Annotated in this window: 20 protein-coding genes; 8 read left to right on the top strand and 12 right to left on the bottom strand. The window is 66.1% G+C overall.

Features of this window, described 5'->3' with window-relative positions; genetic code table 11:
• Positions 1 to 17: 17 nt before the first annotated feature.
• Genes OP497_RS04980 through OP497_RS04960 form a run of 5 tightly spaced genes read right to left on the bottom strand, consistent with a single transcriptional unit; the run spans position 18 to position 3,853 of the window.
• Positions 18 to 590 carry an Lrp/AsnC family transcriptional regulator gene (locus OP497_RS04980; RefSeq protein WP_280546942.1) on the bottom strand — a complete coding sequence of 191 codons (573 nt, stop codon included), beginning with the start codon at positions 588 to 590 and terminating at the stop codon, positions 18 to 20.
• A complete protein-coding gene (locus OP497_RS04975; RefSeq protein WP_280546941.1) occupies positions 565 to 1,023 on the bottom strand; it encodes an AsnC family transcriptional regulator in 459 nt (152 codons plus the stop codon). Before OP497_RS04975 ends, OP497_RS04980 begins: the two co-directional genes overlap by 26 nt.
• Positions 1,020 to 1,553: an AsnC family protein gene (locus OP497_RS04970; RefSeq protein WP_280546940.1), complete on the bottom strand. Its 534-nt coding sequence runs from the start codon at positions 1,551 to 1,553 to the stop codon at positions 1,020 to 1,022. The genes OP497_RS04975 and OP497_RS04970 overlap by 4 nt, the downstream gene beginning before the upstream one ends.
• Positions 1,550 to 2,065 (bottom strand): Lrp/AsnC family transcriptional regulator, encoded by a 516-nt coding sequence (locus tag OP497_RS04965; RefSeq protein WP_280546939.1) that lies wholly within the window; start codon positions 2,063 to 2,065, stop codon positions 1,550 to 1,552. The genes OP497_RS04970 and OP497_RS04965 overlap by 4 nt, the downstream gene beginning before the upstream one ends.
• Before the next feature lie 57 nt (positions 2,066 to 2,122).
• A complete protein-coding gene (locus OP497_RS04960; RefSeq protein ID WP_280546938.1) occupies positions 2,123 to 3,853 on the bottom strand; it encodes a nitrite reductase in 1,731 nt (576 codons plus the stop codon).
• 362 nt (positions 3,854 to 4,215) lie between these two features.
• Here OP497_RS04960 and OP497_RS04955 point away from each other — a divergent pair, with 362 nt between their 5' ends.
• On the top strand, positions 4,216 to 4,551 hold the full coding sequence (locus tag OP497_RS04955; RefSeq protein WP_280546937.1) for a cytochrome c: 336 nt from the start codon (positions 4,216 to 4,218) through the stop codon (positions 4,549 to 4,551).
• A gap of 30 nt (positions 4,552 to 4,581) precedes the next feature.
• Complete coding sequence (locus OP497_RS04950) at positions 4,582 to 5,790, top strand: cytochrome D1 domain-containing protein (RefSeq protein ID WP_280546936.1); 1,209 nt, start codon at positions 4,582 to 4,584, stop codon at positions 5,788 to 5,790.
• Positions 5,791 to 5,806: 16 nt separating this feature from the next.
• Here OP497_RS04950 and OP497_RS04945 read toward each other — a convergent pair whose 3' ends face one another.
• Positions 5,807 to 6,964, bottom strand: a complete 1,158-nt coding sequence (locus tag OP497_RS04945; RefSeq protein WP_280546934.1) for a cytochrome P450 — start codon at positions 6,962 to 6,964, stop codon at positions 5,807 to 5,809.
• A gap of 138 nt (positions 6,965 to 7,102) precedes the next feature.
• On the opposite strand from OP497_RS04945, the gene OP497_RS04940 reads away from it, so the two are divergent.
• Together OP497_RS04940 and OP497_RS04935 are read left to right on the top strand one after the other, a co-directional pair.
• The gene (locus OP497_RS04940) at positions 7,103 to 7,225 is read left to right on the top strand and encodes a hypothetical protein (protein ID WP_280546933.1); all 123 of its coding nucleotides are present in this window, start codon (positions 7,103 to 7,105) and stop codon (positions 7,223 to 7,225) included.
• Positions 7,226 to 7,288: 63 nt separating this feature from the next.
• Positions 7,289 to 7,573 carry a hypothetical protein gene (locus OP497_RS04935; RefSeq protein ID WP_280546932.1) on the top strand — a complete coding sequence of 95 codons (285 nt, stop codon included), beginning with the start codon at positions 7,289 to 7,291 and terminating at the stop codon, positions 7,571 to 7,573.
• Between the two features lie 82 nt (positions 7,574 to 7,655).
• Here OP497_RS04935 and OP497_RS04930 read toward each other — a convergent pair whose 3' ends face one another.
• From OP497_RS04930 to OP497_RS04915, 4 genes are all read right to left on the bottom strand, one after another.
• Entirely contained in the window at positions 7,656 to 8,360 is a 705-nt protein-coding gene (locus OP497_RS04930; protein WP_280547039.1) for a succinate dehydrogenase iron-sulfur subunit, read from the bottom strand.
• A 95-nt stretch (positions 8,361 to 8,455) separates the two neighbouring features.
• Complete coding sequence (locus tag OP497_RS04925; RefSeq protein WP_280546931.1) at positions 8,456 to 11,587, bottom strand: efflux RND transporter permease subunit; 3,132 nt, start codon at positions 11,585 to 11,587, stop codon at positions 8,456 to 8,458.
• Complete coding sequence (locus OP497_RS04920; protein WP_280546930.1) at positions 11,584 to 12,966, bottom strand: efflux RND transporter periplasmic adaptor subunit; 1,383 nt, start codon at positions 12,964 to 12,966, stop codon at positions 11,584 to 11,586. Before OP497_RS04920 ends, OP497_RS04925 begins: the two co-directional genes overlap by 4 nt.
• A complete protein-coding gene (locus OP497_RS04915; protein ID WP_280546929.1) occupies positions 12,963 to 13,580 on the bottom strand; it encodes a TetR family transcriptional regulator in 618 nt (205 codons plus the stop codon). Before OP497_RS04915 ends, OP497_RS04920 begins: the two co-directional genes overlap by 4 nt.
• Positions 13,581 to 13,799: 219 nt before the next feature.
• Between OP497_RS04915 and OP497_RS04910 the strand changes: the two genes are divergently transcribed.
• Both OP497_RS04910 and OP497_RS04905 read left to right on the top strand, forming a co-directional pair.
• Complete coding sequence (locus OP497_RS04910; RefSeq protein WP_280546928.1) at positions 13,800 to 15,002, top strand: PLP-dependent aspartate aminotransferase family protein; 1,203 nt, start codon at positions 13,800 to 13,802, stop codon at positions 15,000 to 15,002.
• Complete coding sequence (locus tag OP497_RS04905; protein ID WP_280546927.1) at positions 14,996 to 16,051, top strand: tellurite resistance/C4-dicarboxylate transporter family protein; 1,056 nt, start codon at positions 14,996 to 14,998, stop codon at positions 16,049 to 16,051. The genes OP497_RS04910 and OP497_RS04905 overlap by 7 nt, the downstream gene beginning before the upstream one ends.
• Positions 16,052 to 16,133: 82 nt before the next feature.
• On the opposite strand, the gene OP497_RS04900 is transcribed toward OP497_RS04905, so the two are convergent.
• On the bottom strand, positions 16,134 to 17,381 hold the full coding sequence (locus tag OP497_RS04900; protein ID WP_280546926.1) for an FAD/NAD(P)-binding oxidoreductase: 1,248 nt from the start codon (positions 17,379 to 17,381) through the stop codon (positions 16,134 to 16,136).
• A gap of 346 nt (positions 17,382 to 17,727) precedes the next feature.
• Between OP497_RS04900 and OP497_RS04895 the strand changes: the two genes are divergently transcribed.
• Entirely contained in the window at positions 17,728 to 19,527 is a 1,800-nt protein-coding gene (locus OP497_RS04895; protein WP_280546925.1) for an assimilatory sulfite reductase (NADPH) flavoprotein subunit, read from the top strand.
• A complete protein-coding gene (cysI, locus tag OP497_RS04890; protein ID WP_280546924.1) occupies positions 19,527 to 21,233 on the top strand; it encodes an assimilatory sulfite reductase (NADPH) hemoprotein subunit in 1,707 nt (568 codons plus the stop codon). The genes OP497_RS04895 and cysI overlap by 1 nt, the downstream gene beginning before the upstream one ends.
• A gap of 138 nt (positions 21,234 to 21,371) precedes the next feature.
• Here the strand turns inward: cysI and OP497_RS04885 are convergent, their stop codons facing one another.
• Entirely contained in the window at positions 21,372 to 22,211 is an 840-nt protein-coding gene (locus OP497_RS04885) for a LysR family transcriptional regulator (protein WP_280546923.1), read from the bottom strand.
• Between the last annotated feature and the right edge of the window lie 104 nt (positions 22,212 to 22,315).

Genomic DNA, 22,315 nt, shown 5'->3' with positions numbered 1-22,315 from the left:
GCGTTCTCCTGCCTTGGTTACGCTTGCCCGGTGCGGCGCGACAGGCGCAGCCCGGTCTTCTTGAGGATGCGCGAGCTGTAGAGGATGCGATGGTCACGGCACGCCTCGCCCAGGTGCTCGCGCAGCACCGCGGCCTGGCGCTCGACCTCATCGACGCTGTGGCCGTGGAGCATGGCGAACAGGTTGTAGGGCCAGTGGGGCAGGTGCCGCGGGCGGCGATAGCAGTGGCTGACGCCCTCGATGGCGGCCACTTCGCGGCCCAGGCGGGCGATCTGGGCGTCGTCCACGTCCCACACCGTCATGCCGTTGGCCACGTAGCCGAGCCGATAGTGGTTGGGCACCGCGGCGACCCGGCGGATCACCCCGCTCGCCTGCATCGCCTGCATGCGCTCGAGCACCGCCTCGCCGCTCATGCCCACCTCGCGACCCACCGCGCCCCAGGGATCGGACACCAGCGGCAAGCCGGCCTGGGTGGCCAGCACGATGGCGCGGTCGGCGGCGTCGCGCCCCTGGACCCCACGGTCAAGGGCCTCATGATTCTTCTCGTCGCCTGTCGGGGCCGACCTAGACGGGCAGGTGGAGACGGACATGGAACTCCTCCTCCTTGGGCATGTTGAAGACGGGCAGGCCGGTGGCCGCCTCAATGCCGGCGATGGTCTCGGCGATGCGCTCGGGGGTCTCGGTAGCCAGCACGAACCACATGTTGAGTTCGTGCTCGCGGCGGTAGTTGTGGGCTACCTCGGGGAAGGCGTTCACCACCTCGCTGACGCGATCAAAGTCGGGCTCGGGCACCGCCAGCGCCGCCAGAGTCAGGCCACCGCCCAGCCGCTCGGCGTGGTACATGGGGCCAAAGCGGCTCAGCACGCCGCCATCGCGCAGACGCGAAAGGCGCCCGAGCAGGTCGTCCTCGGCGATACCCAGCGCCTCGGCCACCGCCGCATAGGGGCGCGCCACCAGCGGCAGGCCGTCCTGCAGGCGGTTGATCAGGTGACGGTCGGTAGCGTCCAGGTCGTCGAGGGTCATGCTGCGCCCTCCCGCACGTAGCGGCCACCGCACTGACGATAGGCGTGGGTACTGAACAGCACCCGGTGCTGCAGGTCATCCAGGCCCAAACGCTCGACGATGGCCGCGAGCTCCGCCAGCACCCGCTCGCGACGGGTGCCATGGATCATGCAGAAGAGATTGTAGGGCCAGTCGGGCAGGCGCCGTGGCCGTCGGTAGCAGAGTGTGACCGCGGTCTCCCGGGCAAGCCGGCGCCCGACCAGGGCGACCCCCTCGTCCGGTACGTCCCACACCACCATGGCATTGGCCTGGATCCCCAGGCGGCGATGACGCACCACCAGGCCCAGACGCTTGATCAGCCCCTCGGCCTGCCAGCGGCGCACACAGGCCATCACCTCCTCCTCGGCCATGCCTGCCTGCTCGGCCAGGGCCTGCCAGGGCCGCGGGGTGAGCGGCAGCCCCTGCTCCAGCAGGGCGCGCAGGCGGCGGTGGGCATCCGGCTCGCCGGGCGCGCGGGCGGTATCGAGGGACAGCGGGGTCACGGTGCTCATATACGCTCCAGTTCGGCCCAGGGAATGGGGAAGGAGAGGTCGATATGGAAGCCCTCCAGCATCGGCAGGCGCAGGAGCGGCACACCCAGACGCGCCTCCAGGGCCCCCAGCCGCGCCTCGAGCTCGGGCGCGTCCGGCGCGGTCATCACGAACCAGAGGTTGTAGCCGTGTTCACGGGCCTGATCTTCACGAGCATAGTTGTGGTTGACGCCGGGGGCGGCGTTGATGAGCTCTGCGAAGGCATCGCGTTCGGCCTCGGGCACGGCCACGGCGGCGAGCAGACTGGCACCGGCTCGAGAATGGTCGAAGACCGGCCCCACGCGGCTGAGCACGCCCAGCGACTGCAGCCGCTCCAGCCGCGCGATCACCTCGGCCTCGGAAGTGCCCAGGCGTTCGGCCACGGTGTGGAAAGGGCGGGTGCGGACCGGCAGGCCACGCTGGTAGCTGTCGATAAGGCGACGGTCCAGCGCATCGAGGTCTTGGGCTTGAAAATACGGGGCTCGGCAATGCATCGGCACAGCTCACTTGCGGCGGGTGGCGGCGGGCTTGCGCCCGCCGCCGGTTCCCGATCAGTAGATGTCTTTCTGGGTGTTGAGCACGTTGAACTTGCCGGTCGGGGTGACCAGGCGCTCATCCTTGATCACATGCTTCAGCTCTCGGGTCTCGTCGTCGACGACCACGATCGCGGAGGTGTCTTCCATGGTGTTCCACACCGAGAACCACACCTCGTCGCCGGCCTGGTTGTACTCGGGTTGGACCACGCGCTTGGGACCTTCGCCCACATCGGCCCACTCGGCGATCGGCAGCACTTCGAAGCCGGCCTCCAGGTCGTTGATGTCGAAGACTGCCACGCTCTGGCTGATCGCTTCGGTGGGGTTGAGCGCGGTGTCGACGTAGAGGTTCTCGGACGCCGGATGGGTCTTGATGAACAGCGAGCCACCGCCCTGACCCTCCAGGGTGCGCACTACTTTCCAAGCATTGTCGGCATGCCCTTCCGGGTCGGTGCCGATCAGCGAGATGGTGTTGTCACCGAGGTGGCTCGTCGCCCACACCGGACCGAACTCGGGATCGACGAAGTTGGCGCCACGGCCCGGGTGCGGGATCTTGCCCACATCGATGATCTTCTCGAGTTCACGCTCCTTGGCATCGATGACCACGATCTGGTTGGACTCGTTGGCCGCGGTCAGGAAGTAGCGGCCCGAGGCATCCCAGCCACCGTCGTGCAGGAAGCGGGAGGTGTCGATCTCGACGGTGGAGAGGGCATTGAGGTTCTCGTAGTTGACCAGCTGGACCTTGCCGGTCTCCTTGATGTTGACGATGAACTCGGGGTGCTGGTGGGAGCCGACGATGGCCGCCACCCGGGGTTCGGGATGGTATACCTGCTCGTCCACCGTCATCCCGCGGGTGCTGACGATCTTCAACGGCTCCAGGGTCTGGCCGTCCATGATCACGTACTGGGGCGGCCAGTAGGCACCGGCGATCGCATACTGGTCTTCATAACCCTTGTACTTGGAGGTCTCGACGGAGCGCGCCTCCATGCCGATCTTGAGCGTCGCCACGATGCTCGGCTCTTCCATCCACAGGTCGATCATGTCGATCTTGGCGTCGCGGCCGATGACGAAGATATAGCGACCGGAGGCGGACATGCGCGAGATGTGTACCGCATAGCCGGTGTCGAGGACCTTGACGATCTCCTTGGTGCCACCGTCGATCAGGGCCACCTGGCCGGCGTCACGCAGGGTAACCGAGAACAGGTTCTCGAGGTTAAGATCGTTCATCTGCTCGGTGGGGCGGTCCTCCGGCGCGACCGCCACCTCCCAGGTCTCCATCATCTTGGGCATGCCGAACTCCGGCGGCACCGGCGGCTCGTGCATGACGTACTTGGCCATCAGCTCGACCTCATCCTCGGTCAGATCGCCCGAGGTGCCCCAGTTGGGCATGCCGGCGGCGGAGCCGTAGGTGATAAACGCCTTGAGGTACTCCAGGCCGCGTTCCTGGGTGATGTCGGGGGTCAGCGGCTTGCCTGTCGCCCCCTTGCGCAGCACGCCATGGCAGCCGGCGCAGCGCTGAAAGTAGATCTGCTTGGCCTTCTGGAACTCGGCGTCGGTGAGATCCGGGGCACCGGGAGAACGCACCACCTTGGCGGCCTGCGGATCGACGGTCGAAGGCGAGCCCTGATAGGCCCCCTGGGATTCGTCGACACCCTTGTGGCCATCCTGTGCCTGAGCCGCGCCGATGCCCAGCGCGACGGTGGTCACCGCCACTGCCAGGGGCTTGAGATACCAGTCTTTCTTCATCATCGTTCCACCTCTGTCATGATCCTTGAGTGCGCTGTCGCCAGGACATGGGCGAGTCGTTGTTGTCGTTCGCCGGATGGCCACCCTGCGTTGCACGGCCGATGACCTTCCTCGACGAAGAGTGGCCCAATAACGCGTATAATTCATGCATCTTTAACGGGTCTCGCGCCGCTTTCCCCGACAAGATTGACCTGTGTCAAAGGGGCTCAGGCCTACCTCCAAAGAGACATTGCGAGTCTGGAGGGATCATGTTTCATGGGCCCTGCAGGACGACGCTTTGACCCCCGTCAAGGCATACCCGGCCGCCAGCAGTGACACTGCCACCAGCCACGACACCGGACCCCGCCGCGCCCCGAGGAGATGCCATGTCCCTGCCCGCCCCCCGCCATTTGCTGCTGGCGCTCTGCTGGCTGCCGGTGGCCGCCCTGGCCGACGGCTCGCTCTCCGCCGAGCGCGAGCAGGCGCTCGAGACACTGCTCTACCAGGACTGCGGCTCCTGCCACGGCATGACCCTGCGCGGCGGCCTGGGCCCGGCGCTACCCGAGTCACGCATGAACGCCTACAGTCGCGACGGCCTGGTCGCGCTGATCCTCAACGGCGTTGCCGGCACCGCCATGCCCGGCTGGGCCGGCCTGTTGACCGAGGAGGAGGCCCGTTGGCTCGCCGACCACCTGCAGAACGACAACCCCCTGGATGAGTGAGCAATCTCGATGACCCCACAAGGAAGGAGAATGGCCGTGCGTCCCCTAGCCCTTCGCAAGCCCCTCGCCGCCGTCGCGCTGCTCGCCCTGCTGGCCGGCTGCCAGGTCACCCCCAGCGCGGAACTGCGCGGTACCGGCGACCTCGGCGTGGTGGTGGAGCGCGCCACCGGTAGCCTGGCGGTGGTGGATACCAGCCACCACCGGATTCTCGAGCGGGTGGAGGGGCTGGGTGACCTTTCCCACGCCTCGGTGAAGTTCTCCCGCGATGCCCGCTACGCCTTCGTCTTCGGCCGCGACGGCGGGTTGAGCCGCGTCGACCTGCTCACCGGCGAGATCACCCACCGGGTGATGCAGTCCGGCAACAGCATCGGCGGCGCTATCTCCCAGGACGGTTCGCTGGTGGCGGTGGCCAACTATGAACCAGGCGGGGTGCGCATCTTCGACAGCGCGACCCTCGCGCCGGTGGCCGACATTCCGGCGACCTACCGGGACGAGAACGGCCAGACGCAACGCTCCAAGGTGGTGGGCCTGGTCGATGCCCCCGGCAACCGCTTCGTCTACAGCCTGTTCGATGCCGGCGAGATCCAGCTGGTCGACATGAGCGGGGGCGCGCCCGAGGTGACCCGCTTCACCGCCATCGGTGAGCAACCCTACGATGCCCTGATCAGCCCCGAAGGGCGCTACTACATCGCCGGGCTGTTCGGAGAGGACGGCCTGGCGCTGCTCGACCTGTGGCACCCGGAGCAGGGCGTGAAACGCATCCTGCCGAACTACGGCCGCGGCGAGGAACGCCTGCCGGTCTACAAGATGCCCCATCTGGAGGGCTGGGCGATGGCCGATGACGCAGCCTGGCTACCGGCGGTGGGCCGCCACGAGGTGCTGGTCGCCGACGCCGATGACTGGTCGCTACTCGACCGTATCCCGGTCCATGGCCAGCCGGTCTTCGTGATGAGTCGGCCCGACGAGCGCCAGGTGTGGGTCAACTTCGCCCATCCCGACAACGACGTGGTGCAGGTGATCGACACCGAGCGCCGCGAGATCGTCGCCACCCTGGAACCGGGCGAGGCGGTGCTGCACATGGAGTTCACCCCGCGGGGCGAGCAGGTATGGATCTCGGCCCGCGACAGCGACCGGGTAGTGGTCTACGACACCCGCACCCTGGAGGAGGTCGCCCGGCTGCCGGCCGAGTCGCCCAGCGGCATCTTCTTTACCGACCGGGCCCATCGCATCGGGTTGTGAGCAGGGCTATGCGAGTTCAGCGGCGGACTCTCAGCGGCACCTCGGCGTAGCCGCCGGCCGGATAGCGGGCGCGCACCGCGGGGCGGCCGGGCAGCAGGGCGACATCGACCGTGGCATCGAGCAGCGCCACCATGAAGTCTCTGAGTTCCATGCGCGCCAGGGGCGCCCCGGGGCAGATGTGGATGCCGGCGCCGTAGAGCAGGTTATCCCCGGGGTCACGATCCAGGCGCACTTCGTCGGGGTTGCCGAACACCGCCTCGTCGCGGTTGGCCGAGCCCCACAGGAGCGTCAGGCGCTCGCCGGCCTCGAGGCGACGGCCGCCGATCTCTACCGGGCAGGTGGTGATGCGCCGGTTGGACATCAGCGGGGCGTCGAGGCGCAGGATCTCGTCGATGGCCGCCGGCAGCAGGTCATGGTCGGCGCGCAAGCGAGCCTGCAGTTCGGGGTTGGCCGCCAGGTAGCGCATCAGGATGCCGATGCTCGCCGAGATGGTGCCGAGCTCGCCTACCGTCCAGTTGCGCAGAATGCTGACGATCTCCTCGTCGCTGAGTGCGCGCCCTGCCACCGTCTCGTTCATGATCCGCGTGGTCACGTCGTCCGGGGCGCCGTCGCCGGCCTCGCGGCGGCTTTCCAGCAGCTCGCGGATCACCCCGTCGAACTCGAGCGCCAGCTCGCCCAGCGCCTCGCGGTCGCCCGCCAGGGTGGCGGCCTGCTGGCGCTTCACCCAGGCACGCAGCGGCTCGTGCAGGCTGGTCGGCCAGCCCATGAAGGCGCACTGGATCTCCAGGGCGAAACCCTGGCCCATCTCGGTGATCGCCTCCACCTCGCCGTCGGCGGGCAGGCGGTCCACCACGCGCTGGGCGATGGCCTGGCACTGCGGGGCAAAATCGGCCATGGCGTCGGGGCCGAAGTAGGGCTCGATGAGGCGGCGAAAGCGGGTATGCTCGGGCGGATCCATGGCGTTGGGTACCGACAGGTGACGGCTCGCCGCGTTGCTGAAGGTCTCATGATCCTCGAGCACGCGCCTCACGTCCGCGTGGCGGAAGAGCGACCACTGCAGGTAGTCGCTGAAGGCCACCGGGCAGCGGCGGCGCATCTCGTCGTAGGCGACTATCTGGTCATTAAGCACGTTCTCGGCGCGTGGGTCCCAGTCCTGTGCTTGTCTATCGCTCATGCCGTCTCCTGAATAAGGGGATTCATGGCTGCCTAGGAGAGCAGAAGCCGCCGAACGTCGCATTGACCCAAGTCAGTGGCTCCTGCGGGCGGCTCAAGAAAATTCGGGCCAGCCGATCAGGGGGAACGCCTCCTGCCGGTGACGCAGTTCCGGCTGATGCAGCTCGGCGATGCGCCGCGCAAGCTCGGCACCGCGAGGCAACAGGTGCACCTCGATACGTCGACGGTCGCCGCGGCTCGCGCGGCGTTCCACGAGGCCTAGGGTCGACCCGCATCACAGTGCCGTGGTGCTTGGTATGGAGCCGCTCGGCCAGCTCACCTATCGATGCCCATTCGCGCCCATCGAATCCGATCAGGTGCAGCAGGAGCCTGCAGCCTGGTCTACCACGGCCTGCAGGCGTTGTGTGAGCGCGGCGATGAGGCCGACCTTAGCGGCCGGATCGGCCGCGAGCTGCTCGCCAGCCTGCTGCCCGAGGATGCCCGCTGCTACTTTGTGGGCCCACAGGGCTTCATGACCGCCATTGACCGGGCACTCGCCGACCTAGGCGTGCCCGGCGAGCGTCGCCACTACGAGCACTTCGGCCCCTCGCGCCCCCTCGACGCGGCCTGAGACCCGCCCCACACCTACCACACCCACGACGCCCCGGCATGGCCGGGGCGTCGTCGTGCTGTCTGGGTGCTGGAAATGGGTCTTAGCTGCCGCGCGCCAGCAGCATTGCCTTGATATGGCCGATGGCGCGCATCGGGTTGAGCCCCTTGGGACACACCCAGGTGCAGTTGGCGATCTGCCGGCAGCGGAACACGCTGAAGGGGTCGTCGAGCTCGGCCAGCCGCTCGTCGGTGGCGGTATCGCGGCTGTCGATCAGGAAACGGTAGGCCTGTATGAGGCCGGCCGGGCCGATGTACTTGTCCGGGTTCCACCACCAGGAGGGGCAGGCCGAGCTGCAGCAGGCGCACAGGATGCATTCGTAGAGGCCATCGAGCTTCTCGCGATCCGCCGGGCTCTGGCGTCGCTCCGTGGCAGTGGGTGGCTCGTCGTTGATCAGCCAGGGGCGGATCTTCTCGAACTGGCGGAAGAACAGCGTCTGGTCGACGACCAGGTCGCGGATCACCGGCATGCCGGGAAGCGGACGCAGGGTCAGGGTATCGCCGCGTCCCAGCACCTCCACCACCGGCGTGATGCAGGCCAGGCCGTTCTTGCCGTTGATGTTCATGCCATCGGAGCCACACACCCCCTCGCGGCAGGAACGCCGATAGGCCAGGGTGGCATCGCGCTGCTTCAGGTGCTCAAGCACGTCGAGCACCATCGCCTTACGGAAGCGCTCCTCGACCTCCAGCGTCTCGAGGCGTGGCCGGTCATCCTCATCGGGGTGGTAGCGATAAAGCTTTACCGTGATCATCACGCCTCCCAGCTTAGCCTCGTCTCGAGCCTAAGATTGATACTGCATGCATCTTTCAGACTAGTCCTGATGCCGCTTCCGTCAAGGTCCCGTCATCCCCGGCCGCCACTAGCGGGATCATTTTCCGACGGGCTCTCCGCCCCATGGGTCCACCCCCAGTCGTCGAACAGCACGTAGAGCGGCGGAATTATCAACAGCACCAGCACGGTAATGGTCAGCAGCCCGAAGACTACCGATACCACGAGCGGCTTGATGGCGTCCGCCTGGGTGCTGGTCTCCAGCAGCAAGGGCAACAGGCCCGCAATGGTGGTGGCCGAGGTGATCAGGATGGCGCGGAAGCGGTCACGGCTGGCCTGACCGGCGGCCTTTGCGGCCGCCATTCCCGATACGCGGTTCTCCTTGATGAACTGAACCAGCAGGATGGCGTCGTTGACCGCAATACCGGCGAGGCCGGCGGCGCCGATAAGCGAGGGCATCGACAGGTAGTAGCCCATGACCACATGCCCCCAGATGGCGCCGATGAAGGTCAGCGGGATCGCCAGCATGACGATCACCGGCTCCACATAGCTGCGGAACTGGAACGACAGGATCACGAAGATACCCACCAGGCCGATCAGCAGGGCACGGCCGATGGAACTTCCTGTCTCGGCGGAGCTGGCCACCTGTCCCTCGAAGGTAACCGCCACCTCGGGATGGCGCGCCTCGAAGTCGGTCAGCCAGCCGCTGTCGATCAGGTCGTCGACGATGGCCTGGCCACTGGCCTGGCGGGCGTCCACGTTGGCCTCCACCGTGATCGTGCGCCGCCCGTCGATGCGGGTGATACGCGCCCATTCGCGACGTTCGACCACTTCGGTCACCACCGAGAGCGGCACCCGGCTGCCATCTGGAAGCAAGAGCGTCTGGTCTGCCAGGTCATCGAGACCATCGCGGTCGGTCTCGATCTGACGCACCAGTACCTCGACCTCCTGCTCGCCGATGCGCTGGGTATCGGCGATCTGGCCGAGCAGGGCAGCGCGCAGCTGGCTGGCCACTTCCTCGGCGGTCAATCCAAGGCCATGGGCGCCCGAGGCCAGGGAGTAGGCGCGCTGAGGCTTGCCCAGGCGCTGGTCATCCATGACGTTGTAGACCGCCGAGTAGCCCACGAGCTGCTCGGACAGCTCCCCTGCCGCCGCCTTCATGGCCTCGAGGTTCTCACCGGTCAGGCGCACCGCTATCGGCACCCCGGCGGGGCCGAAACCCGGCTCCTGGATGATCAGGCGCTGCACCCCGGCGATATCGCCAATCGCCTCTCGCCACTCGGCGGTCAACGCATCCAGGGTCAGGGTGCGCCGCTCGGCGGTGAGCAGGTCGATGCTGACCGTGGCCACATGGGGACCCGCCTCGCCGGCACTGAGGTTGTGATTGAACCGCACCTGGATTGCCTCGACCAGCGCCGCACCCTCGGGTTGCTCGGGTGAGTAGCGGGCGTCGAGATCGCGTATCGCCGCCTCGACCCGCGCGGCTACCGTTTCGGTGCGCTCGAGCGGCGTGCCCTGGGGCATCAGGATGCGCGCCTCCAGCACGTCGCCATCGATGGCGGGCATGGCTTCGCTGCCGACATGGCCGCCGGCCATGAAACCGGCAGACCCCAGCATCACGGCAAGCACCGCGCCGAGCACCGCATGGCGGAAGCGGATCGCCCGGTCGGCCAACCGACCCACGCCCTCGCGAACGTGCTCGAAGCCGCGGTCGAAAGCGCTGCGAAAACGCGAATCATGGCCCGGCTTCAGGTGCTTCACGCTGCCCTTGAGATGATGCGGCAGGATCCAGAACGCCTCGACAAGACTCGCCGTCAGGGCCGCGATCAGTACTACCGGCAGCACCTCCAGCACCGCTCCCATTTCCCCCGCGAGGAACGACAGCGGTGCGAACACCACCACGGTGGTCAAAAACGACGACATCACCCCAGGCAGCACCTGGCGAGTGCCCGCCACCACCGCCTCCAGGGGTGTGGCGCTCTCCCCCGCATGGGCAACGATGTTGTCGACGATGACCACGGCATCGTCCATGACGATGCCGATGGCCATGAGCAGGGCCACCAGGGTAATCATGTTCAAGGAGAGCCCCGACACTGCCATGACGAAGAAGGCACCCATGAAGGCGGCAGGTAGTCCCAGCACCGCCCACAGCGCCAGGCGCGGCCGGAAGAACAGGCTCATCATCAGTGCCACCAGCGCCAGGCCCATGAGGCCATTGGCCACCAGCATCTGCAGACGGTCGCGAACGATACTGGTCATGTCCTGGGTCAGGGTCAGCGCGACGCCATTGTCGAAGCGTCGGCGCTCCGTGTCGATCAGCCCCTCGAGGTGCTCCTTCACCGTCAGGGCATCGTCGCGCAGGCTCTTGCTTACCTCCAGCACCAGGGCCGGCTCACCGTTGAAGCGAAGTTTCTCCTCCTCGCGCTCACCGGTCTCGGTCAGGGTGGCGATGTCGCCCAGGGTCAGCTCGCCGCCGGCCGGATCGGACACCACCACCAGGTTCTTCAGCTCGCGCAGCGAACGGCGCTGGTCGGTGAAGCGCAGCAGGATATCGCGCTCGGGCGTCTCCAGGGTGCCCAGTGGCAGGTCCAGGCTCTGGGCGGAGATCCGCCGCGCCAGTTCGCGGGCCGAGAGGCCATGCTGGCCGAGCACCTCGCCGGGCACCTCCACCTGCCACTGGCGCTGGGACATGCCGTGGATGGCCACGTCCGCCACGCCGGGCAGCGCCATGATGCGCTCCTCCAGGCGCAGGGCGTACTCCTCGAGCTGGCCGGCGGGCATGTCGGCCGACACCGCGACCGCCGCCACCAGGTCGCTGCGGTGCAGCTCACGCACCACCGGTGGATCGGCCCGGGCCGGAAACTCGGTGATGGCACCGACCTCGGTGTCGATCTCGCTGAGGAAGCGCAGGGGATCGCCGCCGGCCTGCATGGTGGCGGTGGCACTGGCCAGGTTGTCCTGGGCCACGCAGACGAACTCGTCGAGGAACTCCACCCCCTTCACCGCCTCGTGCAGGCGGCGGCACACGGCGTCCTCCACGTCGGCGGCGCTGGCTCCGCGATAGACCACCTCGACACTCACTTCCACCGGGCGGTAGTCGGGAAAGGTCTCGCGCTTCAGCGACGGGGCAGAGAAGAGCCCGGCGGCCAGCAGCAGCACCAGCAGCAGATTGGCGGCGGTGGGGTGGGCGGCGAACCAACGGATCATGGCCGGGCTTCCCTGTGTCGTTCGCCCAGTGCCTGTTCGGCGATACTCGCCTCCAGGGCCTCGTCGCGACGCGGCTCAAGCGCCATCCCGGCAACCGCCGCGGGCAGATCATCGACCACCACCCTCTCACCCGGGGCAAGGCCGGCCGCGATCACCGCCAGGTTGCCCTGCTCGAAGGCCACGCTCACTGCACGCCGCTCAAGGCGTGCCTCGGCATCCACCAGCCACACCTCTCCCCGATGCACGGCACTGGCCGGTATCGCCAGCTCAGGCTCGGGGCTGGGCGCGCTAAGCCGCGTGCGCACATACATGTCACGCTGCAGAGGCGGATGATCCGGCGGGTGGGCATCACGGTAAGGATGATCGACCCGCACCACCGCGCGTACCGTGCGGGTCGTCGGGTCCAGCCCGCTGGCCACGCGCACCAGCTCCCCCGTCCAGCCTACGCCCTCGGCGCCGGCCAGGAAGAGCTCGGCCTCCACCGCCGAGAAGTCCAGCCGCTCGTCGAGGTCCAGCCCCTGACCGAAGGGTTCATCGGGCAGGATCGCGCCCAGCAGCCGGCGCATCATGGCAATGGGAATGTGCGCCTCCACCTCGGCGGCCGCCAGGCTCTCGGCCTGGAACAGCCGCTGCCCGTTGCCGACGAACTGATGCAGCTCCACCTCCACTTCGGCCAGGCGCAGATCATAGGGCGCCACGAAACGAGTGTCCTCAAGATCGCGACGGGCCTGAGCCAGGCGCACGGCGGCCCGTTCACGCTGCGCCTGGAGCACCTCGCGCCGTGCGGGCATCAGCGCCAGGGTGTTCTCCAGGGAGGCGACCGCCTGGCGCTGCCCCAGGGTGCTGCGGCGCTGCTCGTCGCGCCGCGAGGTGGAGACCGAGCCGCTGGCCGCCAGGCGCTCGATACGTGACAGCTCCTGCTCGGCCAGGGCGAGCGCCTCCTTCTCCAGCGCCAGCAGGCGGCGGGTGTTCTCTTTCTCGGCCTCGAGCTGGGTCAGCTCGCCGGCCAGGCTCGCCAACTCCGCTTCGGCCTCGGCGATGGCCAGCTCATAGCGGCTGGGGTCCAGCGCCACCAGCAGGGTGCCCTCGGGCAGCAGGGTGCCGCTCTCCAGTTCCGGGTGGCGCTCGACGACGCGCCCCGCCACGTTGGCCGTCGCCTGCCAGGTCTCGGCGGGGCGCGCCACGCCATGGCCACGTGCCTCCAGGCGGAAGTCCAGGGGCTGGGCCTCGATGACCCGCACCGGGGTGGCGGAGGCCGCCGCTTCCTGACGCTCAGGGGCCTGGCGGTTGGCCACAAAGACCACCAGCAGTGCCGCGCCCACGGTGATGCCGATCAGTACCGCCAGCGTCCGCCCCAGCCGCCGTATCAAGGGCCTCATGCGTCACCTCCCGCATCCGCACGGATGCCGTGCCGATAGAGCTCGAAGGCTGTCGGCGCCCGGCCGACGATGCCAGCCACGTCGTCGGCGATCAGCGACTGCAGCACCAGCCCCTGGACGCAGCCGATGAACTGGGTCGCCGCCGCGTCCAGGTCGAGTCCGGGGCGCAGCTGGCCCCGCTGCCGTGCCTGTTCGAGCAGGCCCTCCAGGCGCCGGCGATAGCGTTCCAGCAGGCCGCGCACCATACGGCTGGCGGCGGTGGGCCGTGGATGCTGCAGTTGGCCCATCAGCAGCCGCGGCACCCCCGGGTGCTCGGCGATGAAAGCCACGTGAGCCAGGAACATCGCCTCCAGGGCATCCAGGGGGTCCTCGACGCCCTCCGCGGCGGCAGCGACAAGCGCCATCACCCGCTCGGCGACCCAGGTCACCGCCGCCTCCCAGATGGCGTCCTTGCTGGCGAAGTGGCGAAACAACGCCCCCTGGGTGACGCCCATGCGCTGGGCGATGCGCCCGGTGGTCAGGGTGGCGGGCTCCTCCTCCCCGCACAGGGCGATGACCGTCTCCACGGTGCGCTCCCGGCGCTCGTCGGCGGGGAGATGCTGGCGTTGCGACATGCTCAAGCCTCTAAAGATAGTAACCAGTCACTATCTTAGGCATGAATTAGCCTCCCAGCCAGGAGGAATTGTCACACATCTGATCACGGTCAAGTTACGCGAGAAAGCGATTGACTATCGGGATATTCAGGGACTCACCGACATCTTAACTTATTGAAAATAAATGAATAGAATGGAAAAACAGGCTAACTTGAAGGAAGACCCGCGCGGAGACCCACCATGTCCCAATCACAATCGCCACACGTCGGCCCCGCCACCCTGGCCATACATGGCCAGAAACAGCGCGATGCCTTTGGCAGCCCCCACATGCCGATCTACGACACCACCACCTTCGCTTACCCGGATACCGCCGCCCTGTTGGAGGTGACCGAAGGACGCCGGCGCGGCCCCCTCTACTCCCGCTATGGCCAAAACCCCACGCTCTACGCCCTGGAGGAGACCCTGGCCGCGCTGGAGGACGCCGCGGCGGCCTGGGCGTTCTCGTCCGGCATGGCCGCCATCAGCACCCTGTTCCTGAGTCATGGTCAGCGAGGTATCGCTTGCCTCGGCGAGGTGTATGGCGGCACCCTGAGCTTGCTCGATCAGCAGCTTCCCGAGCTGGGAATCGAGACGCATTTTCTGCCCGAGGGGCACGCCCCCGACACCCTGGAGCGCCTGCTGGAGTCGGGCGTGAGGCTGGTCTATCTGGAGACGCCCACCAACCCGACGCTGCGCCTGATCGATATCACGGCGGTGGCCGAGCAGGCCCATCGCCACGGCGCTCTAGTGGCGGTGGACGGCACATTCGCTACGCCGATCAACCAGCGGCCGCTGGCGCTGGGCGCCGATATCGTGGTGCACAGCGCCACCAAGTACCTGGGCGGCCACAGCGACCTCACCGCCGGCGCGGCCATGGGATCGTCCAAACTGCTCGACCCGCTGTGGCGATGGCGCCAGAACCTTGGCAGTGCGCTCTCGCCCCAGATGGCGTCATTGCTGTCACGCAGCCTGCGCACCCTGCCGCTGCGCATGCAGCGCCACAACGCCTCCGCCCAGACTATCGCCGAGGCGCTGCAAGATAACCCCGCCATCGAGCGCGTTCTTTACCCTGGCCTGGACTCACACCCCGATCATGCGCTGGCAAAGCGCCAGATGTTTGGCTTCGGGGGCATGCTCACCCTGGAGATTGCCGGCGGGCACCATGCTGCCACAGCCGTCGCCGACCGGCTGGAGCTCTTCGCCCTGGCTCCGAGTCTCGGAGGCGCCGAGAGCCTGGTCACCCAGCCCTGCACCACCTCCCATGCAGACCTCACCGCCGAGGAACGTGCCCGGCGTGGCATCGCCGACAGCATGCTACGCCTCTCGGTCGGTCTGGAGGACGTCGAGGACCTGCTGGATGACATCCACCAGGCCCTGGCTCCCCTGATAACAGACCGATGTTGAGCCGTCTCATGCGCGGCGCCGGCACTATCGACCGTGCCGCAGCCGAGCTCTTCCCGGGCTACTTCGCGGTGATCATGGCCACCGGCGCCACCTCCATCGCCTGCCACCTGCTGGGACTGACGCCAGTATCCTGGACACTGCTGGGGGCCAACCTGCTGGCCTATGTCGCGCTGTGGCTGCTGACCCTGATCCGCCTGGTGCGCTACCCCGAACGTCTGGCCAGTGACATGGTCGACCATGCCCGCGGACCGGGCTTCTTCACCATCGTGGCCGGGACCTGCATTCTTGGCACTCAGTTTCATATCGTGGCAGGCCACGATGCCATCGCCGCCGAGTTCTGGTGGGTGGGCCTGACGCTGTGGGGCGTCATCATGTACCTGTTCTTTATCGCCGTGACAACGCGCGCCAAGAAGCCCAACCTGACCTCTGGTATCAATGGCGCCTGGCTGCTGGCATCGGTCAGCACCCACTCGGTATCGATCCTCACCGCGCTGCTGCCCTGGGAAGGATCGGCCGACCTGCGCCTGTTCTTCGCCCTATGCATGTTCCTGATCGGCTGCATGCTTTACCTGGCGATCATCACCCTGATCTTTTATCGCCTCACTTTTCTCAAGGTGACGGTAGAGAATCTGAGCCCGCCTTACTGGATCAATATGGGAGCAGTAGCGATCGCTACCCTGGCCGGGTCGACCTTGATCCTGCGTGCCGGGGAAGGCGGGATACTCGCTGACTTCCAGCCCTTCCTGCTCGGCTTCACCGTATTCTTCTGGGCCACCGCCAGTTGGTGGTTCCCCCTGCTGGTGGGACTGATGCTATGGCGCCACTTGATCCACCGCCATCGCCTTGCCTATGAGCCCCAGCTATGGAGCATGGTCTTCCCATTGGCCATGTACACCACCGGCACCCTCCGCCTCTCGGCGGCACTTGAGCTGCCCTTTCTGATGCGCATTCCCGAGCTGATGATCTGGTTGGTGCTGCTGGCTTGGGGCGCCACTAGTGCAGGAATGTTCCACCATTTCTGGCGGCTGGTCCGGACGCCACAGGCCTGACTTTTACTTTAATTATAGCTGATTTAGCTGAAGCTCCTGCACGGCCGGGCCGTGTCATGCAACAATACTTCCAACAGAGTGCTCAGGAGACCCTCTTCAAAGGCTTGTGGGCAATATCTGTCTCCTTGCCCTTGAGCATCCTGTTCCAGTAGAAGGGAGGAAGCAGGTGCTTCTTGACTACCCAGTAGAAGCGCGACTCCTTGAACGGGTCGAGCGGCAGGGTCGGGGTCACCACGCCATCATAGATGAACTCGGCGATCATGACCTTGCCATACGCCGTCACCAGCGGGCACGACGTGTAGCCGTCGTAGCGGGCTGTCAGCGTCTGCCCTGCCAGCCAAGCCAGCAGATTCTTCACCGTGACCGGCGCCTGCTTGCGCACGGCCGCGGCCGTCTTGGAGGTCGGCAGTGAACTGGCATCGCCCAGCGAGAACACGTTGGGATAACGCACGTGCTGGGTGGTCGCCTTGTCCACTTCGACCCAGCCGGCAGCATCGGCCAGCGGGCTGTTGCGAACGACGTCAGGCGCACACTGGTGGGGAGTGACATGCAGCAGGTCATAGGGTTGCTCGACATGACGCGTCTCGCCATCGGCACCGGTAGTGGCGAACGTCGCCACCCGGCGCTCGCCATCTACCGCCACCAGATCGTGGGACAGGATGACCGCGACGCCGTGCCGCCGGGCGACACGCTCCAGGGGCGGGACGAAGGCGGGCACGCTGAACAGCGCCCCGCCGCCGCTGTAGAATTTCAGGGTGCTGCTGCCGCCAAGCCCCTTGCGATGCAGATGGTCGGCGGCGAGATAGGCGATCTTCTGCGGTGCCCCGGCACACTTCAAGGGAGGCGGCGGCTGGGTGAAGATGGCGTTGCCGCCCTGGAATTGCTTCAGGCATTCCCAAGTATAGTTGACGGTGTCGGGGCTGTAGTTGCTGCACACGCCGTTCTTGCCCAGCGCCTCGGCAAGCCCCTCGACCCGCCCCCAGTCAAGCTTGATCCCTGGCGCCACCACCAGGCTCGCGTAGCGTACAAGCCGCTCGTCTTGCAGGCGCAGGGCGTTGTTATCGGGATCGAAGCTCTCAACGGCGGCCTGGATCCAGCTCGCCCCCTTAGGGAGCACGTCGCGCATGGACTTGTGCGTGCGGGCCAGGTCGTAGGTGCCGCCGCCTACCAGGGTGAAGGCGGGTTGATAAAAGTGGCGATCCGCTGGATCGACAATCGCCACGTCCAGACCCGGCTGCCGCTTCAGCAGCGATGCCGCTACCGTGATACCGGCGGTCCCACCACCAACGATGACGACCTGATGGTCCAGGGTTTTGGAGTCCTGCATCATAAAATCCTCCTGTTCATTAGGCAATATGGTCAAGCATTGGCCTTACCTCGGCTTAGCAACAAAATACAGAAATAACAAAAAAGATTTTAATATCTTATGCGAATAAACAATACTATCAATAGCATATGTGCCATATAACCGGGGTTAACAGACCACAATCCTTCACCAGCAACCCATTAATAACCTTGAATATTCTTGTCCACCGGTGGTTAACGGATGATTTGAGTAGAGGCGCTCATATGCTGAAATGATAGCAATGCATCACAACATGATATCAATAATATCGCATAAGCCCTTCCGGCGGGTGTTAGATTAGGCAGGAAAATCCTTCACTCAGCTTGCCCCGATGACGATCGATCCCAACAACTCTCCCCTGACGACCGAGCAGGCGGACACGCTGAACCGCCTGCTCGAGACGCTGGAGCCACGGCAGTTCGATTGGCTGGCCGGCTTCATCGCCGGCTGGCAGGCGTCGTTGCGCAGCGACCTCGCCTCCGCTCCCGAGAGCAGCAGCAGCGATCTGCTCCCCTCGCTGACCGTGCTATATGGCTCCCAGACCGGCAATGCCGAGGCCCTCGCCGAGGCGCTTGGCCAGAGGGCCAATGCCCGTGGTATCACGGCCAAGGTCGTCGATATGGCCGATTACAAGCCACGTCAGCTCAAGAACGAAGCGTACGTGGCGCTGCTCACCTCGACCCACGGCGAGGGCGAGCCGCCGGACAACGCCCTGGACCTCCACGAGTTCCTGCACGGCCGCAAGGCGCCTTCGCTGACGCATCTCAAGTACGCCGTGCTGGGCCTCGGCGACACCAGCTATGAGTATTTCAGCCAGACCGGCAAGGACTTCGATGCCGCCCTGCACAGGCTGGGGGCCACGCGCCTGACCGAGCGCGTCGATTGTGACGTCGACTACGACGATGCCGCCGATGCCTGGTTTGCTTCCTTGCTCGAGACACTGCAGAGCGAAGCGGGAGCAGCCGGGCTGCCGACCTCCTCGCCCAACACCGCTTACTCTGCCACGGCGGCCGTGAGCTACGACCGACGCCACCCGTTCCCGGCCCAGGTGCTCGACAACCTGATGCTCAACGGCCGCGGCTCGAACAAGGAGACTCGGCATATCGAGCTTTCCCTGGAGGGCTCGGGGCTGAGCTACCAGCCCGGCGACGCGTTGGGCGTCTATCCTCAGAACGACCCGCGTCTGGTGGCGACAGTCATTGAACGCCTAGGGCTCGACCCGGACGCCGCGGTCAAGGCCGGCGACATCGACACCACCCTGGCCAGGGCACTGCAGCATCACCGCGAGATCACCCTGCTGACCCGCCCGGTGGTGGAGCACTGGGCTGAATACAGCGCCAGCGAGACACTGAAAGCGCTGCTCGAGGACCACGCCAAGCTCAGCGCCTGGATGGAGGAGCGCGACCTGCTCGACCTGATCGAGGAGGCACCGGTCGCCGAGCTCGACGCCGACACCCTGGTACAGGCACTGCGCAAACTGCCGGCACGCCTCTACTCCATTGCCTCCAGCCAGGCCACGGTGGACGAGGAAGTGCATCTCACCGTGGCGGCCGTGCGCTTCGAGGCGCACGGGCGCCAACGCGAAGGCGTGGCTTCCACCTGGCTCGCCGACCGCCTGGCGGAGGACGAGCGGGTACCGGCCTACATCGAGCACAACAAGCACTTCCGCCTGCCCGAGGATGACGATACACCAGTGATCATGATCGGCCCCGGCACCGGCATCGCCCCCTTCCGCGCCTTCATGCAGGAGCGTGAAGAGCGCGAGGCCGGCGGTGCCAACTGGCTGTTCTTCGGCGCCCAGCACTTCCACACCGACTTCCTCTATCAGAGCGAATGGCTGGCCTGGCGCCGCCAGGGACTGGTCGATCGCATCGACGTGGCCTTCTCACGCGACCAGCAAGACAAGGTCTACGTGCAGCAGCGCATCCGCGAGAACGCCAGCGAGCTGTGGCACTGGCTGGAGAAGGGTGCCTGCATCTATGTGTGCGGCGACGCCGAGGCCATGGCCCCGGACGTGCATGAGGCGCTGCTCGACGTCATCGTCGAGGCCGGCGGCAAGCGCCGCCAAGACGCTACCGACTTCCTGCGGGAGCTGACCCGCCAGAAACGCTACCAACGGGACGTGTACTGATGAACGACGAGTTCCCCGATGCCGAGATCATCAAACGCGAAAGCGACTATCTGCGCGGCACCATCGCCGAAAGTCTGGACGACCCTGCCACCGGCGCCATCTCGGATGCTGATACCAAGCTGACCAAGTTCCACGGCGCCTACTTGCAGGACGACCGCGACCTGCGCGACGAGCGCCGCCGCCAGAAACTCGAGCCGCTCTACATGTTCATGGTGCGCCTGCGCCTGCCCGGCGGCGTGCTGACCCCGCAGCAGTGGCTGGGTCTCGACGCCATCGCCGATGAGTGCGCCAACCACACCCTGCGCCTCACCACGCGGCAGACCTTCCAGTTCCACGGCGTGTTCAAGCACCAAATGCGCACCTTCATGCAGCACGTCAACGCTCTGGGGCTCGACACCAAGGGCGCCTGCGGCGACAACAACCGCAACGTCATCGCCAACGTCAATCCACACCTCTCGGCACTGCACGAGCGCATCTACCGGCTCTCTACCGAGATCAGCGAACGGCTGATGTGGCGCTCCGGTGCCTATGCCGAGATCTGGCTGGGCGAGAAGCGCGTGCAAGGCCTGGGCGGCGACGAGGAGGAAGAGCCCTTCTACCGCCACTATTATCTGCCGCGCAAGTTCAAGATCGCCCTGGCGATTCCGCCGGAGAACGACTGCGACGTGCTGGCCAACGACATCGGCCTGATCGCCATCGTCGAAGACGGTGAACTGGCCGGTTTCAACGTGGCGGTGGGCGGCGGCATGGGCATGACCTACGGCAACGAAGCCACCTACCCACGGCTGGCCGAGATAGTCGGCTTCGTGCCGGCCGAGCGCATCGCCGACGCCTGCGAGGCCATCGCCGCCGTTCAGCGCGACTACGGCTGCCGCACCGATCGCAGCCACGCGCGCTTCAAGTACACCCTCGACGACCACGGCCTCGAGTGGTTCCTGGAACGCTTCGTCGAGTACCACGGTACGCCCATGGAAGCGGCACGGGCGTACCGATTCACCCACAACGGCGACCGCTTCGGCTGGGTGGAGGGCGAGAACGGCAACCGCCACCTCACGCTGATGATCCAGAGCGGACGCATCGCCGACTTCGATGGCTACCCGCTGCGCACGGCGCTGCGCGAGATCGCCGAGGTGCATGATGGCGAGTTTCGGGTGACCTGCAACCAGAACCTGATGATCGCCAACGTCACCCCTGAGCAGCAGGATCGCATCCAGGCACTGGTCCGCGAGCACGGCCTCGACGACGGCAGCCGCAGCACACCGCTGGGCCGCAATGCCATGTCGTGCGTGGCTTTCCCCACCTGCGGCCTGGCCATGGCGGAATCCGAGCGCTACCTGCCCGGCCTGATCGATGAGCTGGACGCCCTGATGGTACGCCACGGGCTCACCGACACACCGATCAATGTGCGCGTCACCGGCTGCCCCAACGGCTGCGCGAGGCCCTTCCTGGCCGAGATCGGCCTGACCGGCAAGGCGATCGGCAAGTACAACCTCTACCTGGGCGGCGACGCGCGCGGCCAGTGGATGAACCGCCTCTACCGGGAGAACATCGACACCACCACCATTCTCGAGACCCTCGACCCGATGCTCGAGCGCTACGCAAGTGAGCGCCAGGCGGATGAAGGCTTCGGCGACTTCCTGGTGCGCGCCGGCATCGTCGACGCCGAGCGCACGCCGGAGGTGTTCCATAAGGCCTATTCGGCCTGAACCCACCCGGAGCCCGGCCACACAGGCACTGGCCACTCATCGCGTCGGCGTGATCTCCCATGTGCCGGGGAGCCAAGCGCATCCCGGCACAACAAAAGCATCAGCCGAGCGAAGCTGGCCAGCGATTAACGAAGCCAGTCACATCAGCTTATCCACTTGCCGGTACAGGAGCTCGATCGCCTCATCGAGACCCGCCGGCCTGCGTTCGCGCGGATGGACCAGATAGACAGGATAGGAGAACTCCGGCATATCGAAGACCCGCTCCAGCACCCCCTGCTGGAGATAGGGTTGAACGACCCCCAGTCGAAAATAGCCCCTTCCCGAGTGGTTAAGCAGGTAGTGCAGCGCCAGCGGCCCCAGGTTAACCGCGATGACCGGGCTGGCGTACTGGGGCAGCGCCGCATCGTGTTCGCGGCGGAACAGATCTCCCCAGTCCACGTAGAGATAGGGAGCGGTCGCGTCGGCGCCAGGCGTGCACACCATCACCAACCGCTCCTCCTGAAGGAGCTCGACCTGCATGCTGGGCCAGTAGTCAGCCTGATGCACCAACGCCGCGTCGAGCACGCCCTGGGTGAGCTTTTCCTGCAACTCGCGACGCGCCCCGACCTCGATTCGCACCGCTAACCGCGGCAGCGATTCGTGTAGCTCATTCAGCCAGCCTGTCAGCAATGGATCCCACAGGCTGGTTTCACCTCCTAACGAGAGCACACGCCGAATACCCTGGGGTAACGGCAGCTCGCGCTGTGCCATCTCCCATACTTGCACCAATCGTGAGGCATGCTCAGCGAAGCGTTCGCCATCGGCGGTCATCGCCACCCCGCCGCGATTGCGCTTCAGCAGCCGGCAGCCCAGTCGCTCTTCCAGTTTCCGCATCCGCATGGTGACCGTTGTCTGGGTGACATGCAGTGACTCGGCCGACTCACTGAAACTGCCGTAACGCAAGATTTCCAGGAATGTCTTGGCTAGCTCGATATCCATGAACCCCTCTTGTATCAATAATATTGATACATAGACGACTTATTATTCATTATACATCAATACGTGGTCGCTTTAAATTGAGAAAGTGACCACAGACGCCCTCA

This window comes from Halomonas sp. 11-S5 (genome assembly GCF_029889825.1).
GTDB lineage: Bacteria > Pseudomonadota > Gammaproteobacteria > Pseudomonadales > Halomonadaceae > Halomonas.
This window is presented reverse-complemented; position numbering and strand designations above follow the sequence as displayed.